At 64.5% G+C, this 22,600-nt stretch carries 23 protein-coding genes and 1 pseudogene; 5 read left to right on the top strand and 19 right to left on the bottom strand.

Going from position 1 to position 22,600, the window contains the following annotated elements; genetic code table 11:
* Positions 1-141: 141 nt before the first annotated feature.
* Positions 142-285 (top strand): annotated as a pseudogene (locus tag I6F36_RS01130) (lipid-A-disaccharide synthase); the annotation flags it as partial.
* A gap of 81 nt (positions 286-366) precedes the next feature.
* On the opposite strand, the gene I6F36_RS01125 reads toward I6F36_RS01130, so the two are convergent.
* From I6F36_RS01125 to I6F36_RS01110, 4 genes are all read right to left on the bottom strand, one after another.
* Complete coding sequence (locus tag I6F36_RS01125; protein WP_036010004.1) at positions 367-693, bottom strand: GcrA family cell cycle regulator; 327 nt, start codon at positions 691-693, stop codon at positions 367-369.
* A gap of 39 nt (positions 694-732) precedes the next feature.
* On the bottom strand, positions 733-918 hold the full coding sequence (locus I6F36_RS01120) for a hypothetical protein (RefSeq protein ID WP_036025247.1): 186 nt from the start codon (positions 916-918) through the stop codon (positions 733-735).
* Between the two features lie 148 nt (positions 919-1,066).
* On the bottom strand, positions 1,067-1,378 hold the full coding sequence (locus tag I6F36_RS01115; RefSeq protein ID WP_057030484.1) for a hypothetical protein: 312 nt from the start codon (positions 1,376-1,378) through the stop codon (positions 1,067-1,069).
* Positions 1,379-1,534: 156 nt separating this feature from the next.
* Complete coding sequence (locus I6F36_RS01110) at positions 1,535-1,750, bottom strand: dodecin family protein (protein ID WP_035699963.1); 216 nt, start codon at positions 1,748-1,750, stop codon at positions 1,535-1,537.
* A 258-nt stretch (positions 1,751-2,008) separates the two neighbouring features.
* Here I6F36_RS01110 and I6F36_RS01105 point away from each other — a divergent pair, with 258 nt between their 5' ends.
* Positions 2,009-2,671 (top strand): phytochelatin synthase family protein, encoded by a 663-nt coding sequence (locus I6F36_RS01105; protein WP_225151750.1) that lies wholly within the window; start codon positions 2,009-2,011, stop codon positions 2,669-2,671.
* Between the two features lie 311 nt (positions 2,672-2,982).
* Here I6F36_RS01105 and I6F36_RS01100 read toward each other — a convergent pair whose 3' ends face one another.
* The 9 genes from I6F36_RS01100 to gltX form a co-directional block, all read right to left on the bottom strand.
* A complete protein-coding gene (locus tag I6F36_RS01100) occupies positions 2,983-3,300 on the bottom strand; it encodes a hypothetical protein (RefSeq protein ID WP_225124099.1) in 318 nt (105 codons plus the stop codon).
* A gap of 130 nt (positions 3,301-3,430) precedes the next feature.
* Positions 3,431-4,198 (bottom strand): SDR family NAD(P)-dependent oxidoreductase, encoded by a 768-nt coding sequence (locus I6F36_RS01095; protein ID WP_225170905.1) that lies wholly within the window; start codon positions 4,196-4,198, stop codon positions 3,431-3,433.
* The gene (locus I6F36_RS01090; protein ID WP_225170904.1) at positions 4,195-5,304 is read right to left on the bottom strand and encodes an ABC transporter ATP-binding protein; all 1,110 of its coding nucleotides are present in this window, start codon (positions 5,302-5,304) and stop codon (positions 4,195-4,197) included. The genes I6F36_RS01095 and I6F36_RS01090 overlap by 4 nt, the downstream gene beginning before the upstream one ends.
* A gap of 10 nt (positions 5,305-5,314) precedes the next feature.
* Positions 5,315-6,172 carry a carbohydrate ABC transporter permease gene (locus I6F36_RS01085; protein ID WP_036010046.1) on the bottom strand — a complete coding sequence of 286 codons (858 nt, stop codon included), beginning with the start codon at positions 6,170-6,172 and terminating at the stop codon, positions 5,315-5,317.
* Positions 6,165-7,088 (bottom strand): carbohydrate ABC transporter permease, encoded by a 924-nt coding sequence (locus tag I6F36_RS01080; RefSeq protein ID WP_225112529.1) that lies wholly within the window; start codon positions 7,086-7,088, stop codon positions 6,165-6,167. Before I6F36_RS01080 ends, I6F36_RS01085 begins: the two co-directional genes overlap by 8 nt.
* Positions 7,085-8,371, bottom strand: coding sequence for an ABC transporter substrate-binding protein (locus tag I6F36_RS01075; protein WP_036025220.1), 1,287 nt, complete (start codon positions 8,369-8,371; stop codon positions 7,085-7,087). Before I6F36_RS01075 ends, I6F36_RS01080 begins: the two co-directional genes overlap by 4 nt.
* A 60-nt stretch (positions 8,372-8,431) precedes the next feature.
* Positions 8,432-9,610 carry an ROK family transcriptional regulator gene (locus I6F36_RS01070; protein ID WP_193374984.1) on the bottom strand — a complete coding sequence of 393 codons (1,179 nt, stop codon included), beginning with the start codon at positions 9,608-9,610 and terminating at the stop codon, positions 8,432-8,434.
* Between the two features lie 178 nt (positions 9,611-9,788).
* Entirely contained in the window at positions 9,789-11,090 is a 1,302-nt protein-coding gene (gltA, locus tag I6F36_RS01065) for a citrate synthase (RefSeq protein ID WP_036009984.1), read from the bottom strand.
* A 144-nt stretch (positions 11,091-11,234) separates the two neighbouring features.
* The gene (gene gltX, locus I6F36_RS01060) at positions 11,235-12,662 is read right to left on the bottom strand and encodes a glutamate--tRNA ligase (protein WP_225125209.1); all 1,428 of its coding nucleotides are present in this window, start codon (positions 12,660-12,662) and stop codon (positions 11,235-11,237) included.
* A 165-nt stretch (positions 12,663-12,827) separates the two neighbouring features.
* Here gltX and I6F36_RS01055 point away from each other — a divergent pair, with 165 nt between their 5' ends.
* The 3 genes from I6F36_RS01055 to I6F36_RS01045 all read left to right on the top strand — a co-directional run bounded on the left by I6F36_RS01055 (position 12,828) and on the right by I6F36_RS01045 (position 17,311).
* Positions 12,828-14,504: a glutamine--tRNA ligase/YqeY domain fusion protein gene (locus tag I6F36_RS01055; RefSeq protein WP_036009979.1), complete on the top strand. Its 1,677-nt coding sequence runs from the start codon at positions 12,828-12,830 to the stop codon at positions 14,502-14,504.
* A 17-nt stretch (positions 14,505-14,521) separates the two neighbouring features.
* Positions 14,522-14,908, top strand: coding sequence for an SgcJ/EcaC family oxidoreductase (locus I6F36_RS01050; RefSeq protein ID WP_036009976.1), 387 nt, complete (start codon positions 14,522-14,524; stop codon positions 14,906-14,908).
* Positions 14,909-15,031: 123 nt separating this feature from the next.
* Positions 15,032-17,311, top strand: coding sequence for a ComEC/Rec2 family competence protein (locus tag I6F36_RS01045; RefSeq protein ID WP_225170903.1), 2,280 nt, complete (start codon positions 15,032-15,034; stop codon positions 17,309-17,311).
* A 6-nt stretch (positions 17,312-17,317) separates the two neighbouring features.
* Here the strand turns inward: I6F36_RS01045 and I6F36_RS01040 are convergent, their stop codons facing one another.
* The 6 genes from I6F36_RS01040 to I6F36_RS01015 all read right to left on the bottom strand — a co-directional run bounded on the left by I6F36_RS01040 (position 17,318) and on the right by I6F36_RS01015 (position 22,588).
* Complete coding sequence (locus tag I6F36_RS01040; protein ID WP_225170902.1) at positions 17,318-18,259, bottom strand: GAF domain-containing protein; 942 nt, start codon at positions 18,257-18,259, stop codon at positions 17,318-17,320.
* A 217-nt stretch (positions 18,260-18,476) separates the two neighbouring features.
* Positions 18,477-18,911, bottom strand: a complete 435-nt coding sequence (locus I6F36_RS01035) for a hypothetical protein (RefSeq protein WP_025036527.1) — start codon at positions 18,909-18,911, stop codon at positions 18,477-18,479.
* Between the two features lie 385 nt (positions 18,912-19,296).
* On the bottom strand, positions 19,297-19,998 hold the full coding sequence (gene lexA / locus I6F36_RS01030; protein WP_036009965.1) for a transcriptional repressor LexA: 702 nt from the start codon (positions 19,996-19,998) through the stop codon (positions 19,297-19,299).
* A gap of 176 nt (positions 19,999-20,174) precedes the next feature.
* Positions 20,175-21,383: a gephyrin-like molybdotransferase Glp gene (gene glp / locus I6F36_RS01025; protein ID WP_225170901.1), complete on the bottom strand. Its 1,209-nt coding sequence runs from the start codon at positions 21,381-21,383 to the stop codon at positions 20,175-20,177.
* Between the two features lie 219 nt (positions 21,384-21,602).
* Positions 21,603-21,806 (bottom strand): hypothetical protein, encoded by a 204-nt coding sequence (locus I6F36_RS01020; protein ID WP_036009959.1) that lies wholly within the window; start codon positions 21,804-21,806, stop codon positions 21,603-21,605.
* Positions 21,807-21,964: 158 nt separating this feature from the next.
* Positions 21,965-22,588, bottom strand: coding sequence for an HAD family phosphatase (locus tag I6F36_RS01015; protein WP_225112522.1), 624 nt, complete (start codon positions 22,586-22,588; stop codon positions 21,965-21,967).
* Between the last annotated feature and the right edge of the window lie 12 nt (positions 22,589-22,600).

Genomic DNA, 22,600 nt, shown 5'->3' with positions numbered 1-22,600 from the left:
GCCCTGTTTCTGGCTCGCGGGTGGCCGACGCTCATTTGCAAAGTAACGACGCGGCCATCGATCCGCTGATTGGAGTGAAACGGGCTAAACTTGCTTCCGCGAGTTCTTCGCTTGTTGAACTGAAGCGGATTTCTCGAACTTGAGAAGCTGGCGCCTGCGCTGTCCGCGCTGCTGACGGATTCGCCGCTCCGTCATCAGTTCGTGTCGACCGGCAACAAAGCGCCGAGCGTGCTCGCCGCCGACATCGTGCTCGTAACAATGCGGAAGAGTAGGCGAACGAGCTAAGGCGCGTACTCATGAACGTCCGAACCCGTCGAGGCGGGCCCGACACATGGACGGGAGGGCAAGGACGTTCGTGGTGAGCTCTTAACCAGTGTTTCTGACCGCCTCAGCCAGAATGGCGTAAAGCTGCTGCCGGCTGAATTCCTTTGGCAGCTCCCTCTCTGCTGTACTCGGCGACACCCTCCGCGCGATGGGACGGGCGCAGGCGGCCGACGACGGTCTCAGCTTCGGGGCCGGCCTTATCTGGGGCTGCGCGGTGGGCGGCTTGTGGCCGCGCTTCAGGCCCAGACGGTTCAGCATACCGCATACCGCGTTACGACTGCAGCCGAGATGGCGCGCAATCTGCGCCGCGCTCTGCCCCGCGGACCAGAGCCTTTTGAGAAGCGCTATGTCTTTCGCATCCCAGCCCATGAGAGATAGTATAACGGCGACTGCCAGACACCGGCTAGTCTAGTCTTCGTCCGGCTCGCGCACGACCGCCGGTTCGTCGGCATCATCTTGCTCATCCTCGTCTTCGTCCTCCTCGTCTTCATCCTCCTCGTCTTCATCGGGATCCCTGGGTGGCATCACGATGCGCATCCGCATGAGCAGTTTCCTGGCTGTGGTGGAAAATGCTTCGGAGGTGTGTTGCTTCATGGCATTGTGCTCCTCGAAAATTAGCGCAGTCGCCAGATTCTTGGCCGGCATATGCCGGTGCCGGGGCGCGACCGCCGCAAACGCGATGCAGGTCGGATAGACTGCACGATCAGCGGGCGGCGGGCCATGCAACAGGCAGCGTTTTCGGCTACTTGATGCCCGAGGACCCATTGGGCTCTAAGTTCACCAAAACCTCGCCGGCAGCGATTTCAGGAACTCCAAGATCGAGGTCGGGTAGACTGGCTTGAACAAATGCCAGTATCTTGGCGTTCGCTGCGTTGGCGCTTTCGCGGTCGTCAAATATCATCACCGCGATACCGACACCGTCGCCCGCATCCAGCACATGGTAAGATTTGAATCCCCGCGATTGTCTTAGGATCTCACCGACGCCGCTCTTGGCGCGACGAGCGGCGTCGGCGACCGAACGAACCTTACTGTACTTGCGAATGACCATGTACATGGGGCCACCACGCGCCATACGCTCCTTCGCATCAAAGCATTTCGGTCCCGCTCGGACTAGTGCCAACTTCCGGGATGGGCCACAGCGTCCGGCTGGCGGACCGCAACGCGCCTGTCCAATGAGCCGTCCTCGCCCGAAGCGGCGAGGTGCTGAGGCTCAGGAGCCCTCGAACTTGAACGATACGTTGAGCTTGGCGCGATAGGCCTCAACTTTTCCCTTGTCATCCAGTTGCATATCTAGCTTGACGACCTCTGCAATGCGGAGATCTCGGAGAGATTTAGCAGCTTGCTCGACTGCGTTAGCGGCCGCCTTCTCCCATGAGTCGCTGCTGGTACCGACCAGTTCAATGACCTTGTAGACGCTATCGGGCATGTTCGTCCTCCCAATCGCTAGGAGCAGGAAGTCTAGCACTGGGATCTCGACGCTGATACATCTCGGGATGCCGCGGAAAGGGTCCGATTGGCTGTCACTTTCCTGTTCGACCCAAAAGAAGAACTCGGGTCGTCCTGTCGGAAATTATGTTCGCATTTTCAGCCCGAACGAACGTGGACAGGTATCTTCTTCGCGCTCTCCGGCTTCCGAGTATAATTTTGCGCGCCTAAGTCGTCATTGCCGCCAAGGTTCCGATCCATGAAGCGATGGCACCGCGTAAGCATCAGCAGCTTGGTGATTGCCCTGAGTCTGGTGTGTGCCGGGGCCCTGGTGGTCAATCAATCGCACGTGCCATCAGAAGCCATAGCCTCATCGGTCACACGTACTCCGGAGCTTATTGAGCGTGCGTGGCACCTGCCCGTGGCAGCAACATTTGAAGGACACGTTGTTTGGCAGTCAAATGGCTCTCGCTGCGGACCTGCCGCTGTTGCAAATGCGTATCGGTCCCTTGGCGAGGCGGCAAGGACGGAAGGCAAGGTGTTGGCCGGGACGTGGAGTTGCTGGACAGGCGTATGCATTATGGGGCTCACGCTTGACGAACTGGCCAACGTCGCCCAGTCCAACACCAGCCGGAAAGTTACTGTCTTGCGTGATCTCAGCGAAAACCAGTTTCTGGAGCATCTCCGTCGCTCCAACGATCCGCGGCGACGCTACATCGTGAATTTCGATCGCGCTCATATTTTTGGTGCTGGTAGTGGACACCATTCCCCAATTGGAGGCTATTTCGAAGCCGAAGACCTCGTTTTCGTGCTCGATGTCAATTTCGATTTCCAGCCGTGGCTAGTCGAACGGAAGCGGCTGTTCGACGCTGTAAATACGTTTGACGGCGATAAGAAGAGGGGACTGCTCTTCATAGAGTGACATCCCGCTCCATGTCGCCTCGTGACCCTTAGCCGGATCATTTGAGGCAGTTGGGATGTCGTCAATCGGCGGTGGACAGAACGCGGGGGGCCGTCTTGCCTCGACTGGCGCTTGTGCGCCCTATGACGGCCCGCCACTTGCCCCCGGGGTCTCGCTCCACGCGTACACTGAGCGCGACATACTGACCCCGGGAGGACATTTGGGCGGCAACCAGGCGGACGACACGCTAACCCGGGACCGCATGCGACCCGTGAATTGGCCACTTCCGGCGCCCGCGCAACTCGCCGTAGACGCAGAGCAGGCCGAGTGTTCTATTTCGGAGTGCCGGTCTGGCTACCCGAACCCGTGGTCTGCTCACTTCCCGGTCGGCCCGGAGGATGCGCCGAAGCGGCCGGCTTGTCTTGATCGGCCACGTATCCGGACTCTCCGGAGTTGCGGGTCTTGATCCCTTTGTCCGCATCGCGCTGCATCTGCTCGTTGGGCTGGCCAGCCTTGAGCTCCCGGTCCACGTCGCGCTTCATCTCTTCCTTGGTTTGCTCACTGGGTGCAGCCTTTTGCTGTTGGGCCGTTGCTTGGAAGGTCATTGCGCTTCCGGCAACTACAATCAATGCGAGAATTGCTGTTCGCATGCTTCTCCTCCACGGCTTGCTCCGGCCCCTAAACGCGCGAACCTCCCAAGGTTTCCTAGTTCCAATCACTATTGTCGAACGTCACGTAGGGCTAAGCAAAGGGCACTCGAACGGTCTTATGCGCACCGGCCTAGGCGAGTCCGCCATCAACCCTGAAACACTGGCTGGTGATGCGCTGGCTTTCGTCGGAGGCGAGGAACAGTGCCATATTGGCAATGTGTTCGGGCGTTACCGCATCGGGCACCGCCTGGCGCGAGCGTATCTCGGCGATGACCCGATCGTCCGGATACCATAGCCGGCGCTGGCGCTCGGTGATGACCATGCCCGGCGCGATCGCGTTGACGCGAATGCGGTCGGGACCGACCGACCGCGCCAGCGAGTTGGTGAAGCCGACGATCGCCGCTTTCGCCGCGGCATAGACCGGCAGCGCCGGCGCGCCGCGCATCCAGGCGATCGAGGACATGTTGATGATCGAGCCGCCGCCGCGCGCCTGCATCTGCGGAACCACCGCTTGCGCGGCGAAGAAGACGTGCTTGAGATTGACGCCGATCATCCAGTCGAACTCGGACGGCGTGACCTCGGCGAGAACCTGGCGCTGATCGTTGGCGGCGTTGTTGACGAGAACGGCGGCGTCGCCAAGCGAGCGGCGGGCCTCTGCCATCGCGCTGCGCAGCGCATCGATGTCGAGCAGATCGCAGGGCACGAACAGCGGCGCAGGCCCGGACGAGGCCGCTATTTCCCGCACCAGGGCTTCGCCGGCGTCCTTATCGATGTCGAAGAAGGCGACCCGGGCGCCTTGGCCCGCGAAGGCCCGGACGAAGGCGGCGCCGATGCCGCTGGCGCCTCCGGTGATCAGCACCACGCTGCCGGCTAGGCTGGAATAGGTCGTCTTCGTCATGCGATCAGGCGCTCCGTCTCGGGGTCGAACAGGCAAATGCGGCGGGTGTCGAGCGCGAAGGCGGCGGACGCGCCGGGCGCGGGGCGGATATCCGGCGAGACTCGTGCCATCGCGGGCTCGCCGCCGAGCCGCAGGAGCACCATCGTCTCGGCACCGGTGGGCTCGACCAGCTCCACCGGCGCCTCGATGAGGACAGGCGCTTCGCTGGAAAACGTGCGGCTCCCCTCAGCGATGCATTCCGGCCTGATTCCGAACACCACCTCGCGCCCGACAAAGGGTGCTGCGGCGTCGTACCCCGTAAGGCGCAGACGAAGCTCGTCGGGCCGTCCCGCGCCGATCACGACGACCGGACCGTCATTTTCGGCCTCGAGCCGCGCCGGCATGGTGTTCATCGGCGGCGAGCCCATGAAGCGTGCGACGAACAGATTGGCGGGATAGCGGTACACGGTGTCGGGATCGGCGAATTGCTGCACGCTGCCCTGATGCATCACGGCGATCCGCGTCGCCATCGTCATCGCCTCGATCTGGTCGTGGGTGACATAGACGATGGTGGCGCCGATGCGCTGATGCAGGCGCTTGATCTCCATCCGCATCTCGACGCGCAGCTTGGCATCGAGATTGGAGAGCGGTTCGTCGAACAGGAAGAGCAGGGGATTGCGCACCAGCGCGCGTCCCATCGCCACTCGCTGGCGCTGGCCGCCGGACAATTGCGAGGGCTTGCGGCCGAGCAGCGGCTCGATCTGGAGCAGTTTTGCGACGTTGCCGACCGCAGCGTCCTGCTCGGCTTTGGGAACGTGACGGCATTCCATCCCGAAGGTGATGTTCTGGCGCACGGTCATCGAGGGATAGAGCGCGTAGGACTGGAACACCATGGCGATGTCGCGGTCTTTCGGCGCGACGTCATTGACGACGCGCCCGCCGATTTCGATCGTTCCCGCGCTCGGGCGGTCGAGCCCGGCGACGATGTTGAGCAGGGTGGACTTGCCGCAGCCGGACGGGCCGACCAGCACGGTGAACTCGCCGCTCTCGATGTCGAGCGCGATGTCCTTCAGCACCTCCAGATTGGCGTAACGCTTGGACAGGGCGCGAATGCTCAGTGCTGCCATGACAACTCCATCATTTCACGGCCCCGGCAGTCAGGCCGCGGACGAAGTACTTGCCGCCGAGCAGGTAGATCAACAGCGTGGGCAGCGCGGCGATGATTACCGCTGCGCTCTGCACGCCATGCTGCGGGATATCCGCGACGGCGGCGGACAGCGCGATAAGCGCTGCGGTGACGGGCTGCTGCTGGCCGGTGGTGAACGTCACGCCATAGAGGAACTCGTTCCAGATATGGGTGAACTGCCAGATCACCGTGACGATCAGGATGGGACCTGAGAGCGGCAGGATGATGCGCCAGAAGATGCGGAAGAAGCCGGCGCCGTCGATGCGGGCGGCCCTGATCAGTTCATGGGGAATGGCGACATAATAATTCCGGCAGAACAGCGTGGTGAATGAGAGCCCCTGAATGGTGTGAATCAGCACGAGGCCGGTCAGGGTGTTGATGAGGCCGACGTCCCGCAGCACGATGGTCCAGGGCAACAGGCGCATCTGCTGGGGGAGGAACAGGCCCAGCGTCACGATGCCGTAGATCCAGTTGTCGCCGCGAAAACGCCAGAGCGACACAGCGTAACCGGCGATTGCGCCGAGCAGGGTGGAGAAGATCGTGGCGGGAATCGTGACCAGCGCGGAGTTCAGCATGTAGGGCCGGATGCCGGCGCAGGTCTCGGCGACACAGAAGCCGCTCCAGGCTGCGGCGTAGTTGCTCCAGGCCAGATGCTGCGGCCAGCCGATCATCGATCCCTGCGCGATCTCCTCGTTGGTCCGCAGCGAGTTCAGCACCACGACCACGAGCGGCGCGAGCCAGGCCGCGGCGATCAAGAAGACGGCGAGATAGATCAGGATCCGGGTCGGTGCGAAGCTGCGGTCAGGCATGGGCGCCTCGCCGTCGCTGGATGTATCGCCACGCCGCGTAGGGCAGCAGCACCGCGAGAAGAATGAGCAACATCAGCACGGCCGCCGCCGCGCCGCGGCCGAGCAGGCTGCGCTGGAACATCAGGTCGTAGACGACGAGTGCCGGCAGCTGGGTCGCGATTCCCGGTCCGCCGTTGGTGAGCGCGCGCACGAGGTCGAAGGTCGAGATCGCGAACTGCAACTGGATCACCACGACGGTGACCGTGATCGGCCACAGCGACGGCAGGATGATACGCCGGTAGGTTCGGACCGGTCCCGCGCCGTCGATCTGCGCGGCCTTGATGATGTCGGGATCGACCGAGCGAAGGCCGGCAAGGAACAGCGCCATGGCAAAGCCGCAGGATTGCCAGATCGCGGCGATGACAATGGTCCAGATCGCCATGTCGCGGTCGATCAGCCAGTCGAACTTAAAGGAGGTCCAGCCGAGGTCGTGCACCAGCTTCTGGATCCCGAGACCGGGATTGAGCAGCCAGCTCCAGACCGTGCCGGTGACCACGAAGGACACCGCCAGGGGATAGAGGAAGATGGAGCGCAGCACGTTTTCGCCACGAATGCGCTGATCGAGCAGGATCGCGAGGATGAGGCCGGTCGCTGCGCTCAGCAGCACGAAAGCGCTGCCGAACAGCAGCAAATTGTCGAAGGCGATTTGCCAGTTGCGCGATGCCGTGACCGCCGTGTAGTTGCGCAAGCCGACCCAGCCCGCAACGGGAACGAGGGTGGACGGCGTGAACGAGATCCAGATGGTCCAGAGCGAAAACGAGACGAGGTGCGTCGCCGACAGCAGCAGCGGCACCCAGATCGTCAGATATTCGGGCAGCCGACGCACCCATTCGGGAAGCGCCGGCCGGCCCGGTCTCATCGTGGCGGCATTGCTCAACGCGCGCCCTCGACGGCCTCGGCGAGGCGGGTGGCTGCCTGCTCCGGCTTGATCGTCTTGTTCTTCACGTACTCCGTGATTACGTCGATCATCGCCGCGGTCATTCCGTTTTCCTGCGCCATGTTGTGCGCCATGCTGAGGACGGCCTGATTGCTGGCGATGGCCTCCTTCAAGGCCTTCGAGGTTGTTCGTTGCCCCTCCGACCAGCCTTCGCCTGATAGATCGACGTCAGTGCGCACGGGGATGGAGCCGGTGATCTGCGAGTACATGGTCTGGATCGCCGGATCCATGACGAGCTGAGCCATCAGGGTCTGGCCGGCTTGCAGGTCCGCCTCCTTGCGCTGCCAGAAGATGAAGGCGTCGGCATTCAACAGGAAGACCGGCTTGCCGTTGTCGCTCGGGCCTGGCGCAATCATGAAGTCCTCGAGCTTGAAGCCGGCATTGCGCAATACGCCCTGCGCCCATCCGCCCATGATCATCATGCCCATGTCGCCGTCGATGAAGCGCTTCAGGTTGGTCGAGAAATGCTGGGCGCCGACGTTGGGGTCCATCCAGTCGGCGATCTTGCGCACCTGGGCGAACGCGGCCTTGATCTCCGGACCCTCGAGGGCCTTCTTCTCGAGATTCATGATGGCCGCGCGATAGGCGAGCGGACTGATGCCCGCGAGAGCCGCCTCGAATTTCTGTCCGTCGTCCGGGCGGGTGCCGCCATTGGCGATGGGAGAAGCGACTCCGCCCGCCTTCATCTTTTCGGCGAGGTCGTTGAAGTCGGCCCAGGTGACGGGGACCTTGTCCGCCTTCGCCTTGTCCATCGCGCGCTTGGACAGGAAGAGCATGTTGGTGCTGTAGATCTGTAGCGGCAGCGCAATCCATTTGCCGCCGGGCTTGTGCAGCTTTGCAAGGTCCGGAGCGACGACCTTCTCGTAGCCGGCGGCCGCGACGAGGGCATCGAGATTTACGGTGGGCGCAATCTTCGACCAGGCCGCAATCTCGGGCCCCTTGAGCTGCGAGCAAGCCGGCGGATCGCCGGCCATGATCTGCGCGCGCAGCTTGTTCATCATCTCGGTGGTGAAGCCGGGGACGGGCGAGTGCTGCCAAACGCCGCCCTTCTCCTCGAATTTCTTGCCGAGCGCCGTAATGGCCGCCCCGTCGCTGCCCGCCGACCATTGCGAGATCGCGGTCAGTCGCGGCTTGGCCGCGCCTTGCGCGCGGGCAAGGTGCGGAAATGCGAGCGCGGCAGCAGATCCAGCGAGCAGACGACGCCTTGTTGTTGTGATCGGCATGGCAGTTCCTCCCGGTGTGAAATCTTTCGCGCTTTACAGGCCGTTTGGGCTCAGCGCATGTCAGGCCGCCTCCGTCGATGCCGCGGGCATGCCGCCACGGCTGGCGAGACAAAAGGCGGCGAAGGCGAGCGCAGCCTGCGGATCGTTGCCGGTCGACGGCGGCACGAAGGCGAGGGAGACCTGCGCCAGTTTGCGTCCGCCCAGCAGGCAGGCGTCGATGCCATCGACCAGTGCTTGCCGATCCTCTTCAGCGAGAAGCGACGGCCAGCCGCTGATCGCAACGCCGCCGCACGGCTTGACGTTCAGCGTATTGCCGATCGCAAGGCCGAGCCGGAACAGCCGACGGCGCAAATCCTGCCGCACGCGCGATGAGATCGGGACCGTGTTGACCCATTCGTTGCCGAGCTGGAGCAGCTCGGTCTCGGAAACGCCGAGAAGCGCAGCCAGCGCGGGAATCGACGTATAGGCCTCGACGCAGCCGTGATGTCCGCAGCGGCAGCGCGGTCCGTCAGGCCCGAACACCATGTGGCCGAGCTCGATTGGCTGCAGAGCATCGGTCTCGGCCGGATCATCCATCCAGGCGCCGGCGACGCCGTGGCTGACGAGCACGAACAGATGCGTGTCGTTGAACGGGTAGTTTTCCGTGCGGCAGCGGTGAAAGGTGGCATGCGCGACAACCGAATTGGTGAATTCGAGCGGCACGCCGGCGAACATCTCGCCGAACATGTCGCTGATGCGAGCGACGTCGCAGGGAATGATCGGATTGGCCGATATGCTGAGACGGCCGAGGCCGGGAATCGAGACGCCGATCTGCGAGAGGGTGATCCGGCGGCGCCGCGTCCAGTCGCGCAACAACGTCATCGCTTCGCGAAATGCCCGGCCGACGGTCTCGACGTCAGGCGTCTTCGGGAGCGGCACACGCTCGGTGTAGTGCAGCTCACCCGACAGGCCGCCGACCCCGACGCTGAGCCGCTGCGTCGTCAGCTCGAAGGCTGCCAGCGCCACCGCGTGGTCCAGCGACACGAGACCGGTCGGGCCGCCGACGTAAGGGGCAGGGCGCCGCACTTCCTCGATCAGGCCTTCGGCCTTCAGGTCAAGCAGGATGCGCGACAGGCTCGCTTCCGACAGACGCACGGCCTTGGCCAGTGGCGGACGAAACGAGCCGCCCGACTGAAGCAGATGAGTCAAAATGGCAGCGCGCGTCTGCCGCCGACTTCTCGGCTGCTCCGGCATTTCCATCCCTGTCGTCATTCTTACTTAGAGTAAGAATGCGCGCGGAGCATTTAGGCTGTCAAGGCGCTTGCCGCCGTGAGCATGGACTTGTTGTTGTGCGCGGCAGCACGAGGAAAGTGCGGGCGCAAAACAAAACGGCGCCATCTTGCGATGGCGCCGCTGCGAAAGGCGTGATGGCCTGACGTTAGCGCTTGTCGATCGGCACGTAATCGCGCTTGGCGACGCCGGTGTAGAGCTGGCGCGGGCGGCCGATCTTCTGTTGGGGATCCTCGATCATCTCGCTCCACTGGCTGATCCAGCCGACGGTGCGGGCGACCGCGAACAGCACGGTGAACATCGAGACCGGGAAGCCCATCGCCTTCAGCGTGATGCCCGAATAGAAATCAACGTTCGGGTAGAGCTTGCGGTCGATGAAGTACTGGTCGCTGAGCGCGATCTTCTCGAGCTCCATCGCCACCTTCAGCATCGGATCGTCGCCATGGCCGGTCTCCTTGAGCACGGCATGACACATCTTCTGCATGATCTTGGCGCGCGGATCGTAGTTCTTGTAGACCCGGTGGCCGAAGCCCATCAGGCGGACTTCGGAATTCTTGTCCTTCACCTTGGCGATGAACTCGGGGATCTTGTCGACCGTGCCGATCTGATAGAGCATGTTCAGCGCGGCTTCGTTGGCGCCGCCATGGGCCGGGCCCCAGAGGCAGGCGATGCCGGCCGCGATGCAGGCGAACGGGTTGGCGCCCGAGGAGCCGGCGATGCGCACCGTCGAGGTCGAGGCGTTCTGCTCGTGGTCGGCGTGCAGGATGAAGATCTTCTCCAGCGCGTCGGCGAGCACCGGGCTGACCTTGTAGTCTTCGCAAGGCACCGCGAAGCACATGTTCAGGAAGTTCTCGGCAAAGCCGAGCGAGTTCTTCGGATAAACGAAGGGCTGGCCGACGGTGTATTTGTAGGCCATCGCAGCCAGCGTCGGGATCTTCGCGATCATGCGCATGGAGGCGATCATGCGCTGCTTCGGATCGTTGATGTCGGTGCTATCGTGATAGAACGCGGCGAGGGCGCCGACGGCGGCAACCATGATCGCCATCGGATGGGCATCGCGGCGGAAGCCCTGGAAGAAGCGGGCCATCTGCTCGTGCACCATCGTGTGATGGGTCACGCGGTAGTCGAAATCCTTCTTCTGCGCGGCGGTCGGCAGGTTGCCGTAGAGCAGGAGGTAGCAGGTCTCCAGGAAGTCGCCATGCTCGGCGAGCTGCTCGATCGGGTAGCCGCGGTATTCCAGCACGCCCGCGTCGCCGTCGATATAGGTGATCTTGGACTGGCAGCTCGCGGTCGAGGTAAAGCCCGGATCGTAGGTGAACAGGCCGGACTGGCCGTAGAGCTTGCCGATATCGATGACGTCAGGCCCGACGCTGCCGCTGAGGATCGGAAGATCGAAATTCTTGTTTCCGACCGTCAGCGTCGCGGTCTTTGGGCTTTCTTTTGCGTCCATCAGAGGTCCCCGATGTGTGGTGAGACGGGCCGGAGCCGGAGACCCCCAGGGCGACCATGGGGGCAGGCCGGATGTTCCAGAATGTGGAGGAGATGGGTATATTATTGCTATGTGCGCTGCAAGATCGCCGCACGCATGGTCGACTTACGTCGTAGACTGATCCCTAAGTCGGCCGAGGCTTTCCTGGCGTCCAAGCACCTCCAAAACCTCAAATATACCAGGGGACGTCGTCCGTCCGGTGAGCGCCGCCCGAAGCGGCTGGGCGACCGCGCCGAGCTTGAGACTATTTTCCTCGGCAAAGGCGCGCAGCGCGGCCTCGGTGGTGGCGCCGCTCCACGTCTCGACTTTCTCCAGCGCGGAATGTAGCTGGCCGATCAGCTTGCGGTTCTCGGGCGTCAACAGCGCCTGCGCCTTGGGATCCGGCGCCAGCGGCCGGTCGGCGAAGATGAAATGGGCGCCGTCGATCAGCTCGATCAATGTCTTGGCGCGCTCCTTGAGCGCCGGCATGGCCTTGAGCAGCTGCGCGCGCGTGGTGTCGTTTAACTTGGCCTTGATCTCGTCGCGGCTCGGCACGACGTGGTCGAGCACGTCCTCGAACATCTTCACGAGCGATTGATCGTCGGCGTGGCGGATGTAGTGGCCGTTGAGGTTTTCCAGCTTGGCGAAATCGAAGCGGGCGGCGGCGCGGCCGACGCTGCCGAGATCGAACGCGTCGATCATCTCCTCGGTCGAGAAGATCTCCTGGTCGCCGTGGCTCCAGCCGAGCCGGACCAGGTAGTTGCGCAGCGCAGCCGGCAGGTACCCCATCGCGCGGTAGGCATCGACGCCGAGCGCGCCGTGCCGCTTGGAGAGTTTCGAGCCGTCCGGGCCGTGGATCAGCGGGATATGGGACATGCTGGGCAGCTCCCAGCCCATCGCATCGTAGATCTGCTTCTGGCGGGCGGCGTTGATCAGGTGGTCGTCGCCTCGGATCACATGGGTGACGCCCATGTCGTGGTCGTCGACCACCACGGCGAGCATGTAGGTCGGGTTGCCGTCGCCGCGCAGCAGGACGAGATCGTCGAGGTTCTCGTTCTGCCAGACCACGCGGCCCTGGACCTGGTCCTCGATCACGGTCTCGCCGGTCTGCGGCGCGCGCAGGCGGATGGTGGGCTTGACGTGGCTCGGAGCCGTGGCCGCGTCGCGGTCGCGCCACATGCCGTCATAGAGGCGGGTGCGCCCCTCGCTGCGCGCCTTCTCGCGCATGGCGGCGAGCTCTTCGGCGGTGGCGTAGCAACGGTAGGCCTTGCCATCGGCGAGCAGCTGCTCGGCGACCTCGCGGTGCCGGGCGGCGCGGGCGAACTGGTAGATGACCTCGCCGTCCCAGCCGAGCTCGAGCCACTTCAACCCGTCGAGGATGGCGCCGATCGCCGCTTCCGTGGAGCGTTCCCGGTCGGTGTCCTCAATCCGCAGCAGCATCTTGCCGCCGTGCTTCTTGGCATAGAGCCAGTTGAACAGCGCCGTGCGGGCGCCCCCGATATGGAGGAAGCCGGTCGGCGAGGGAGCGAAGCGCGTGACGACGGAATCGGACATTCTTGGCAGGGCCTATGCATTGGAGGCGGTGGTGTATAGCAGGAACGGGACATAACTAAAGGGCGACGGCGGACCCGGCAGGCCTTGCTTAAGCTCTTGTAAGCTCTTGGCGCGGCCACGCGAATTTGGCAGAAGGACCGCTGATTTCCCTACAGGATTTTCGTAATGACAGAACCGGTGGCAGCTGAGGTTGGGCGCGATTTCATTCGTGACATCATCCAGGCCGACCTCGATCAGGGCAAATACAAGGAGATCGTGACCCGGTTCCCGCCGGAGCCGAACGGCTACTTGCATATCGGCCACGCCAAGTCGATCGCACTCAACTTCGGCGTCGCCCAGGAGTTTCCGGGCCGCTGCCACCTGCGCTTCGACGACACCAACCCGGTCAAGGAAGAGCAGGAATATATCGATTCAATCCAGGCCGACGTGCGCTGGCTCGGCTTTGACTGGGGCAAGAACCTGTTCTTCGCCTCGGACTATTTCGACCGCCTGTACGAATGGGCGGAGCAGCTGATCCGCGACGGCCTCGCTTATGTCGACGACCAGACCCAGGAGGAGATCCGCCTCTCGCGCGGCACGTTGACCGAGCCCGGCAAGAATTCGCCGTTCCGCGAACGCTCCGTGGAGGAGAACCTCGACCTGTTCCGCCGCATGAAGGCGGGCGAATTCCCCAACGGCGCGCGCGTGCTGCGGGCCAAGATCGACATGGCCGCGGGCAACATCAACCTGCGCGACCCCGTGCTGTACCGCATCCTGCATGCCCACCATCCGCGCACCGGCAACGCTTGGTGCATCTATCCGAGCTACGACTATGCCCACGGCCAGTCGGACGCCATCGAAGGCATCACGCATTCGATCTGCACGCTGGAGTTCGAGGACCACCGGCCGCTCTACGACTGGTTCATCGAGAAGCTGCCGGTGCCCTCACAGCCGCACCAGTACGAATTCGCGCGGCTGAATCTCACCTATACGCTGCTGTCCAAGCGCGTGCTGACCCAGCTGGTCCGCGACGGCCATGTCGCGGGCTGGGACGATCCGCGCATGCCGACCATGGCGGGCATGCGTCGCCGCGGCGTGCCGCCGGCTGCACTTCGCGAGTTCGTCAAGCGCATCGGCGTCGCCAAAGCCAACAGCGTGGTCGATGTCGGCATGCTGGAGTTCTGCATCCGCGAGGAGCTGAACCGCACGGCGCAGCGGCGCATGGCGGTCTTGAAGCCGCTCAAGGTGGTGATCGAGAATTATCCGGAAGGGCAGACCGAGGAGCTCGAGGCGATCAATCATCCCGACGATCCCTCGGCCGGCACGCGGAAGATCACGTTCGGCCGTGAGCTCTATATCGAGCAGGACGACTTCATGGAGAACCCGCCGAAGAAGTTCTTCCGCCTGTCGCCTGGCAACGAGGTGCGGCTGCGCTATGCCTATTTCGTCAAGTGTACCGGCGTGATCAAGAACGACAAGGGTGAGGTGGTAGAGCTGCGCTGCACCTATGATCCCGCGACCAAGGGCGGCAACGCGCCCGACGGCCGCAAGGTCAAGGCGACCATGCACTGGCTGCCGGCGGCGGCCTCCAAGCCGGCGGAGATCCGCATCTACAACCAGCTGTTCGCCAATCCGAGCCCGGATGCCTCGAACTTCGCGACCGATCTCAACCCGAACTCGCTGGAGATCCTCGCCGATGCGCGGGTCGAGGCGTCCGTTGCGGAGAGCAATTCGACCGAGCCGATGCAGTTCGAGCGCCAGGGCTATTTCGTGCGTGACAAGGACTCGACGCCCGGCAAGCCGGTGTTCTCGCGCACGATCGGTCTGCGCGACACGTTCGCGAAGGAAGTCGCCAAGGGTTGAGAAGGGCTGAGCAGGACATGAGCAGCGAGGCCGACGCCATCGTTTCCGCCATCATCGCGAAATGGTGCGCCGGCTTCGCGACGCTCGATGCGGCCGCGCTGTCCTCGCTCTATGCGAAGGACGCATTCTTCTTCGGCTCCAACCCGAAGCTCTATCGCGGCCGGGACGGCGTCGCCGAATACTTCAACGGCCTGCCGCGCTGGCGCAGGCCAAGCGCCGCGTTCTCCGATGTGCACGCCGCGCAGGCCGGCCCTGATCTGATCAACATGGCCGCGACCATCACGTTCGATCTCGCGGGCGAGCGGGATGATCTCGTCGTCAAGATGAGCTGGGTCATCATCCGCGAGGACGGCGAGTGGAAGATCGTCAATCACCACGCCTCCTCGCAGGCGCCGCTGATCTAGCAACGGGCGCCAGCCCGGAGAAAAGTAGGGCGCTCTTCGCCTGTTCCCGATCCGTACCGCTATTCGTGCAGCCGCACGGTCCGGTAGCCTCCGCAGCCGTCGCGTATCGTAAGGTGCAGGGGAATGGCGGAGCCGGGCCGGCCAGGACGGTCCCAGGGAGTTGCCGGGACGTGGCCGGTCGGCCGCGCCGCCCCGGCCGGCGGCTTGGCGCCAGCGGGCCTCGGCATCTGGCCGGCGATCATCGAGACGCTGCGCCAATGGGCTCGGGGCGAGGCCGGGCCTGGCCGGCTGTTGCCGTGGGTGCCGGTCGCCTTCGGCGGCGGCATTGCGCTTTATTTCGCCGCCGATCATGAGCCGGTGCTGTGGGTGGTTGCCGCCACAGCCATCGCGCTGATGCTCGGCGCGGTGCTGCTCCGGCGGAGCCGGCTGTTTGCGCCCGCCATCATGCTCGCGGCGGTCGCGGCTGGTTTTGCCGTGGCGACCTGGAAGACCGCGCGTATCGCGCACACCGTTTTGGCAAAACCGCTCTATTCGGTGTCGCTGTCGGGCTTCGTGGAAGCGCGCGACATCCGCGAGCGCACCGATCGCTTCGTGCTGCGCGTCAGCGCGATGGAGGCGCAGCGCAGCGACGTCAAGCTCGAGCGCGTCCGCCTCTCGGTGCGCAAGGGCACGGCGCCGGAGGTCGGCAGCTTCGTGCAATTGAAGGCGCGGCTGATGCCGCCGATCTCGCCGGTGCGCCCCGGCAGCTATGATTTCTCGCGCGACATGTTCTTCCAGGGCATCGGCGCCTCCGGCTTCGTGATGGGCGCGATCACGGCGTCCACACCGCCGGATGGCGGCGGCCTGCGGCTGCGCTATGCCGCCTTCATGCAGGGCCTGCGCGACGCGATCGACGCGCGCATCCGCGCAACGCTCGAAGGCGACAACCGCGCGATTGCGACGGCGCTGCTCACGGGGCGGCGCGATGCGATCACCGCGCCCGTGAACGATGCCATGTTCGTCTCGGGACTCGGCCATGTGCTGTCGATCTCCGGCTATCACATGGCGGTCGTCGCCGGCGTCGTCTTCTTCGCGGTGCGCGCGCTGCTGGCCTTGATCCCGGGGCTGGCGGCCGGCTCTGCCATCAAGAAATGGTCGGCCGCCGCGGCGCTGGTCGCGGCCGCGTTCTACCTGTTGCTGTCGGGCGCGGAGGTTGCGACGCAAAGATCGTTCTTCATGACGGCGGTGGTGCTGATCGCAGTGATGGTCGACCGCCGCGCCATCACCTTCCGCACGCTGGCGGTTGCCGCGCTGATCGTGCTTGCGGTCGCGCCGGAGGCGTTGGTGCATCCAAGCTTCCAGATGTCGTTTGCGGCAACGCTCGGGCTGGTGGCGCTGGTGCAGATCGGCATGCCGAATCTGCTCGCATCGCCCGATCATTCCGCGACGGCGCGGATCGCGTTGTGGGGCGGCCGCGAGATCGCGATGCTGTTCCTGGCCTCGCTGATCGCGGGGCTCGCGACCACGCCATACGCCGCCTTCCACTTCCATCGCGTGACCCCATACGGCGTGCTCGCCAATCTCGGCGCCATGCCGGTGGTCTCGGCGCTGGTGATGCCGGCCGGGCTGTTGGGGCTGCTCGCGGCGCCCTTCGGGCTCGACGGCGTGTTCTGGTGGTTGATGGGGATCGGCATCGAGTGGATGGTCCTGGTCGCGCGCTGGGTGGCGGCCCTGCCGGGCGCCGTCGGCCGCATTCCCGCCTTCGGGATCGCGCCGCTGATCGCAGCGAGCCTCGGGCTCATCGTGATGGGCCTGTTGCGCACGCCCTTGCGCTGGTCCGGCGCCCTGGTGCTGCTGGCAGCGATCCTCTGGGGACTGTCGGTGCGGCAGCCCGATATCCTGATTGCCGGGGATGGCGCGAGCGTCGCGATCCGGGGCGGGGATGGGCGCTTGCAGGTGATCCGCGCCAGCAAGGACAGCTTCCTGCTGAAGGAGTGGTTGGCTGCCGATGCCGATCCGCGCGATGCCGGCAACGCCTCGTTGGCGAGTGGGGTGTCCTGTGACGAGTCCGGCTGCGTGGCGCCGCTCGCGGACGGACGACTGATCGCGTTGGCGACGCGTATCGACGCGCTGGCCGATGATTGCAGCCGCGCCGCGCTGGTGGTGACGGCGCGGCCTGCGCCACCCGATTGCGCGGCGATGGTGGTCGATCGGGCGCGTCTTGCCAGTCAGGGCGCACTGGCTCTGACGAGACGCGGCGAGGGCTTTTCGGTGCAGGCGGTGAGGACGAGGGGAGCAAGCCGTCCCTGGCTGCCGGCCGGCGCCGGCGAGGGAGATTTCGACGGCAGCCTCGTGCCGAAGGCGGCCGTGCCCCGCAATCGGGACGCAACGCCATCGGAGGCCGACTTGCAGGCCGACGATTGACGCGGATCACAAATACCAGGCCAGCACGGCGTCAAGCCTTCCGTTGCCGATGACCGGCAGGGCCACCATTCGGCTCAGCCCGGCTGCGCGGGCTTCGGAGCCGGCGATCGAGCCGTCACAGGTGAGATCGTCGTTGAGCGCGGGCATGCCGGCGGCCCAGGCGCCGCCGATGCTGCCTTCGCCCCTGGCGATGGACTGCGCCGCATAGCGTGCGGCGAGGTCGGTCTGCGCGCTGCAATCGCCGGCGCGAAAGACCAGCGCCGAACGGTCCTCGTTCGGGACCCAGATCTCGAAGCGTCGTGCAATCGGCGTTGCCTGCGCGGAGAGGAATGTCAGAACCCAGGTCTGTTTGGTACCGGTTCGGTAGGGCACGCCGACGCCGAGATTGATCCCGACCTTGGCGGCGTCCTCCCAGCGCAGGAAACTCTTGGCGTCGTGCAAGTCCTTGATGATCAGCGGCAGGCCCGCCTTCCAGGTGCGTCCGGGCAGGCCGAAGCCGCGCGGAAATCTGGTGTGGCGGGAGTTGAATTCGAACATGTCCGCGGTGCCGTAATAGCCATCGACGAGCCCCATCTCATGCGAGAGATCAGGATCGTTGTGCCAGAGTTCGATCGCGCCGACGTGCGCCTCGTCGTCGCCACAGAACAGCACCAGCACGGCTTGCAGGAATTCGCCCGCGAACACCGGCACCGCCACGCCGCAGGTGAGGCCGGCCGCAGCGGCCTGATCGGTCCGCTTGAAATAGGAGTTGGCGAATTTCGTGAGGATGACGGGGTGGCCACAGGCCCAGGCCTTGCCGGGAAGTCCCTCGTCATATCCGAAGTGCAGCTCTTCGCTGACGGCTTTGAACGCGGACAGCCCATCGTCGTAGAGGCCGCCGCCGAATTCCAGCCGCATGCGCGTCCGGTCGGGTACCCAAAGTTCAACGACGCGAATGAAGGTCTTCATCGAGCGTGTCCGCCGCCTCAAACCACGACAGCATCGGTCATTTGGCTGCGGAGCGGACGTTCAAAATGCGGGCAGCACGGCCCAAACTTCGTGCGACGACGAGGCGCGGCGGTGGGCTCGCCGATCGAATGTCCTGAAACACAAACTTACCGGGCTCGCCGGCCTCGGCCGGCGACGGCAATTTCAATCCCGGGCTCGGCCTGTTGGCCGAAGGGCGTCAGCCGATCGGCAGGCGCGTGATCGTGGGCCGCGTGTCGGCGACGATCTGCGGCTTGTGCTCGCGCTCGGGGGCTGGCTGCGTCACCGGCAATTGCAGCACGGTCGCGCGCTGGCCTTCGACGAGCTGCGTCACCAGCACGTATTTGCCGTCGGGGAATTCGATCGCGTCATGATGGCGATCGGGAATGTGCGGGTCGATCTTGCCGAACTTGCCGACGCGAGAGTTCACGGTGCGCGTCCAGATCCAGCGGTTGTCGTAGCGGACGTTGTCGGCGAAAGCGAGCTCCGTCCCCGGCAGCAGACAGACCGCGACGGAGGGATCGGCTTCGGAAGCGAAACCGCGCGTCGAGGTGCCGCGGAAGGTTGTCGTGACGATCGTCTCGCCGACTTCGGCGGGGCGCGTCGCGACGGCATGCAGGCTGTAGTCACACATCGGGTGCTCCTCATGCTGGGATAGCGACCCGCGTCTCTTTCGAGGCGCAGGCCTCTATCAGAGTGGAAGCATACAACGCTCTGCTCGGTTATGGGCAAATCTGCGGCTCGCGTCCGCAGCGCGCGATCACATTATCTTTCCCGGATTCGATAGGAACAAACCTCGCGTCCTTGCATTCGGCCGGAGCTATCAGCACTGCCGGCACAACTCTACCGGCGAAGCAGAAATGGCTGCGCGCCTGCGCGGGGGAATGTCGCGCGGGAAGATGGACCGGACAGCCGGCGCAGAACCAGAGAAACCGTCCAGCCGGAGCGGACAAGTATCCGCTCCGATCCTGGATCGCCGATGCCGATCGAAACGCGCGCGGCGCTTGATGTTTCCCGTATCAGTACTTCCGGTAAAGCCCGATCAGCTTGCCCTGGATCTTCACGCGGTTCGGCGGAAGAATGCGGACCTCGTAGGCGGCATTGGCGGGCTCGAGCGCGATCGAGGCGCCGCGGCGGCGGAAGCGCTTGAGCGTGGCCTCCTCGTCGTCGATCAATGCCACCACGATGTCACCGGTATTTGCGGTCTCGTTGCGCTGGATCAGCGCCATGTCGCCATCGAGGATGCCGGCCTCGACCATCGAATCGCCGCGCACTTCGAGCGCGTAGTGCTCGCCCGAGCCGAGCATGTCCGGCGGCACGCTGATGGTATGGCTGCGGGTCTGCAGCGCCTCGATCGGCGTGCCGGCGGCGATGCGGCCCATCACGGGCACCGCGACGGGGCGTTCGCCCTCGTCGGCGGGCGGGCTGGAGCTCGCGCGCACCTTGCCGAGATTGCCCTCGATCACGCTCGGGGTGAAGCCGCGGCGATTGCCGGCGGCGGCCTGGAGCTCGGGCAGCTTGATCACCTCGATGGCACGGGCGCGGTTGGGCAGGCGGCGAATGAAGCCGCGCTCCTCGAGCGCAGTGATCAGGCGATGGATGCCTGACTTCGAGCGCAGGTCGAGCGCATCCTTCATCTCGTCGAAGGACGGCGGCACGCCGCTTTCCTTCAGACGTTCGCTGATGAACCGCAGAAGCTCGTATTGTTTGCGCGTCAACATCTCGACCAAAGTCCCCCGGTTGATGTCGTTCGATTCCGACACGATGAAGCCGGCACTAAGCCGCTACATCCTCGAAACAAATCATGAACGGACACTATATGTTCGATATGTGTTCCGCAACTGCTTAATTTATGGTGAACGCGGCCAAGCTCGCGGAATGCGTGTGGCTGGGCGGCTCAGACGGGCAGCCGGAGCACCTCGCAAGGCGTGCCGGCCTCGGCCTTCGGCGCGAACGGTGCGCGCACCAGAAGTACCTGTGCCGCAGCGAGATTCGCAAGAAGGGAGGAGTCCTGATGGCTGACCGGAAGGGCGACGCGCGTGCCGTCGTCGCGCTCCTCCAGCCGCGCACGCAGATAGTCCTCGCGCTGGTCGTTGGCGGCGAGATCGCGGCCCAGCACGGCGCGCTCGCGCCGATGATGAATCGCTGAACGGCCCGACAGGGCGCGAATCAAGGGGACCATGAACAGGAAGGCGCACACGTAGGACGACACGGGATTGCCGGGCAGGCCGATCACGCGCATCGCGCCTATCCGACCGTGCATCATCGGCTTGCCCGGCCGGATCGCGATCTTCCAGAACGCCATCGCGATGCCTTCGCCCTTGAGCGCCTGCTGGACCAGGTCGTGGTCGCCGACCGAGGCACCGCCGGTCGTGATCAGGATGTCGGCGCCGCTCTCGCGCGCGCGGCGGATGCCGGCGGACGTCGCCTCCAGTGTATCGGCGGCAATTCCGAGGTCGATGGTCTCGGCGCCCTCGCTGCGGGCGAGCGCATGCAGGGCATAGCCGTTGGAATAGACGATCTGGCCGCGACCAGGCGTGGTGCCCGGCATCACGAGCTCGTCGCCGGTGGCGAGAACGGCAACCCTCGGGCGGCGGATGACGGCGAGATGCGGATGATTCATTCCGGCGGCAAGGGCGAGATCGCGCTCGGTGAGGCGGATTCCCTTGCGCAGCAGCACGTCGCCTTCGCGGAAGTCGACGCCTGCAGGGCGGATGTGGCGGCCGTAAATGGCGGCTTCCTTGATCGTGACATGTTTGCCGTCGGCAGCCGTGTCCTCCTGGATCACGACGGCATCGGCGCCGTCGGGAACGACGCCGCCGGTGAAGATCCGCACGGCTTCGCCGGGGCCGACGCTTCCCGCGAACGGCCGGCCCGCTGCGACCTCACCGACGACGGTCAGGCTGGAATCGATGGCTGCGTCGGCCGAGCGCACGGCATAGCCGTCCATCGCCGACATTGCCTCCGGCGGCTGCGTGCGCCGTGCCGCGACATCGCGGGCGAGCACACGATGGTAGGCCTCGTCGAGGCAAACCATCTGTTCAGCCAGCGGCTCGACGCCGGCCAACACCGCGGCGAGCGCGTCAGAAACCGGCATCAGGGCCAAGAGCGAACTCCTGCTGAGCACATCAGTCAATGGGCGGCGAGAGTTCTAGCCGAGTGCAGGCGTGAGGCAAAGCAGCACGCGGGATGATTTATCCTGCGTGATCGCGGGGTGGAGGAGGTCGGCTCAACTCTGCCACGGCATGATGCGGAAGGCGAGACAGACCGGAACGAGGATTGCCATGGCAAGGACGAGAATGACGAGCGCCACGGCCAACATCGTTCAACGCCCCGTCGGATCGCCCGGACTGATGTCCGCGACGTCGGGCGGCTTGGGACCCTGATCCTTGTCCGGCAGCGGGTCCGCCTGGGATTTTAGGTCGGCGGCCTTGCTGATCAGCTTGGCGGAGAGGTCAGAATCCGAGGTGGTTCTGGCGAATTCGAGCAGGAGAGAGGCTTGCTTGGTGAGATAGGTCTTGCCCAGCACGTCGATCAGTCCAATGTAGAAGTCCCAACGGACTCATGAGTCCGAAGGGTGGTATTCCGTTCCCGGAACTCTGTATAAAAATGCACAAAGTGATCAGGTTCCACATTTTCAGCAGTTTTTGTTCCGGCAAGTGAGCGCGCTCCGGGCTTTCCCGCGGCTCAGATCCCCAGTGCTTTCAATGCGTTCCCGACATCACGCGGCGAGGTGACATGCACGGCGGTCAACCCGCGCGCCCGCGCTCCCTCGATGTTCTCGGCGAGGTCGTCGAAGAACACGATGCGCTCGGCCGGCACGCCGATCGCCGCCACGACATGGTCGAAGGCCTCGGCATCCGGTTTGCGCAGGCCGATGCTGGAGGACAGATACAGCTCGCGGAAATGGCCGAGCAGACCGGCATATTCCTTCGAGAAATAGTCGACGTGCGGCCGATTGGTGTTGGAGAAGGCATAGAGCGGCATCTGCTTCGCCGCTCGCGGCAGCAGCTCGGCGATATCAGGCATCTCGCCGGCGAAAATCGCGTTCCAGCCTTCCAGGAATTGCGCATCCGAGATGCCGATCCCAAGCGAGGACCGCAGCGAGGCGAAATAGTCCCCATCGCTGATCTTGCCCATCTCGTGCAACCGGTAGGCCTCGTCGCGCACATAGCGCGCGATGATGGCCTCGGGCTGGCAGCCGGCATGTCCCGCCCAGCAGGCGATCGCCTTGGAGAAGTCGATGTCGAGCACAACGCGCCCGAGGTCGAACAGCAGCGCATCCGCGCTGCCGGGAGAGAGCGATGTCATTGCGTCCTTTTC

This window comes from Bradyrhizobium sp. BRP19 (assembly GCF_020194195.1).
In the GTDB taxonomy this organism is placed as follows: Bacteria; Pseudomonadota; Alphaproteobacteria; order Rhizobiales; family Xanthobacteraceae; genus Bradyrhizobium; species Bradyrhizobium yuanmingense.
The sequence above is the reverse complement of the archived record's forward strand: the minus strand, read 5'-3'. Positions and strand labels throughout refer to the sequence as shown.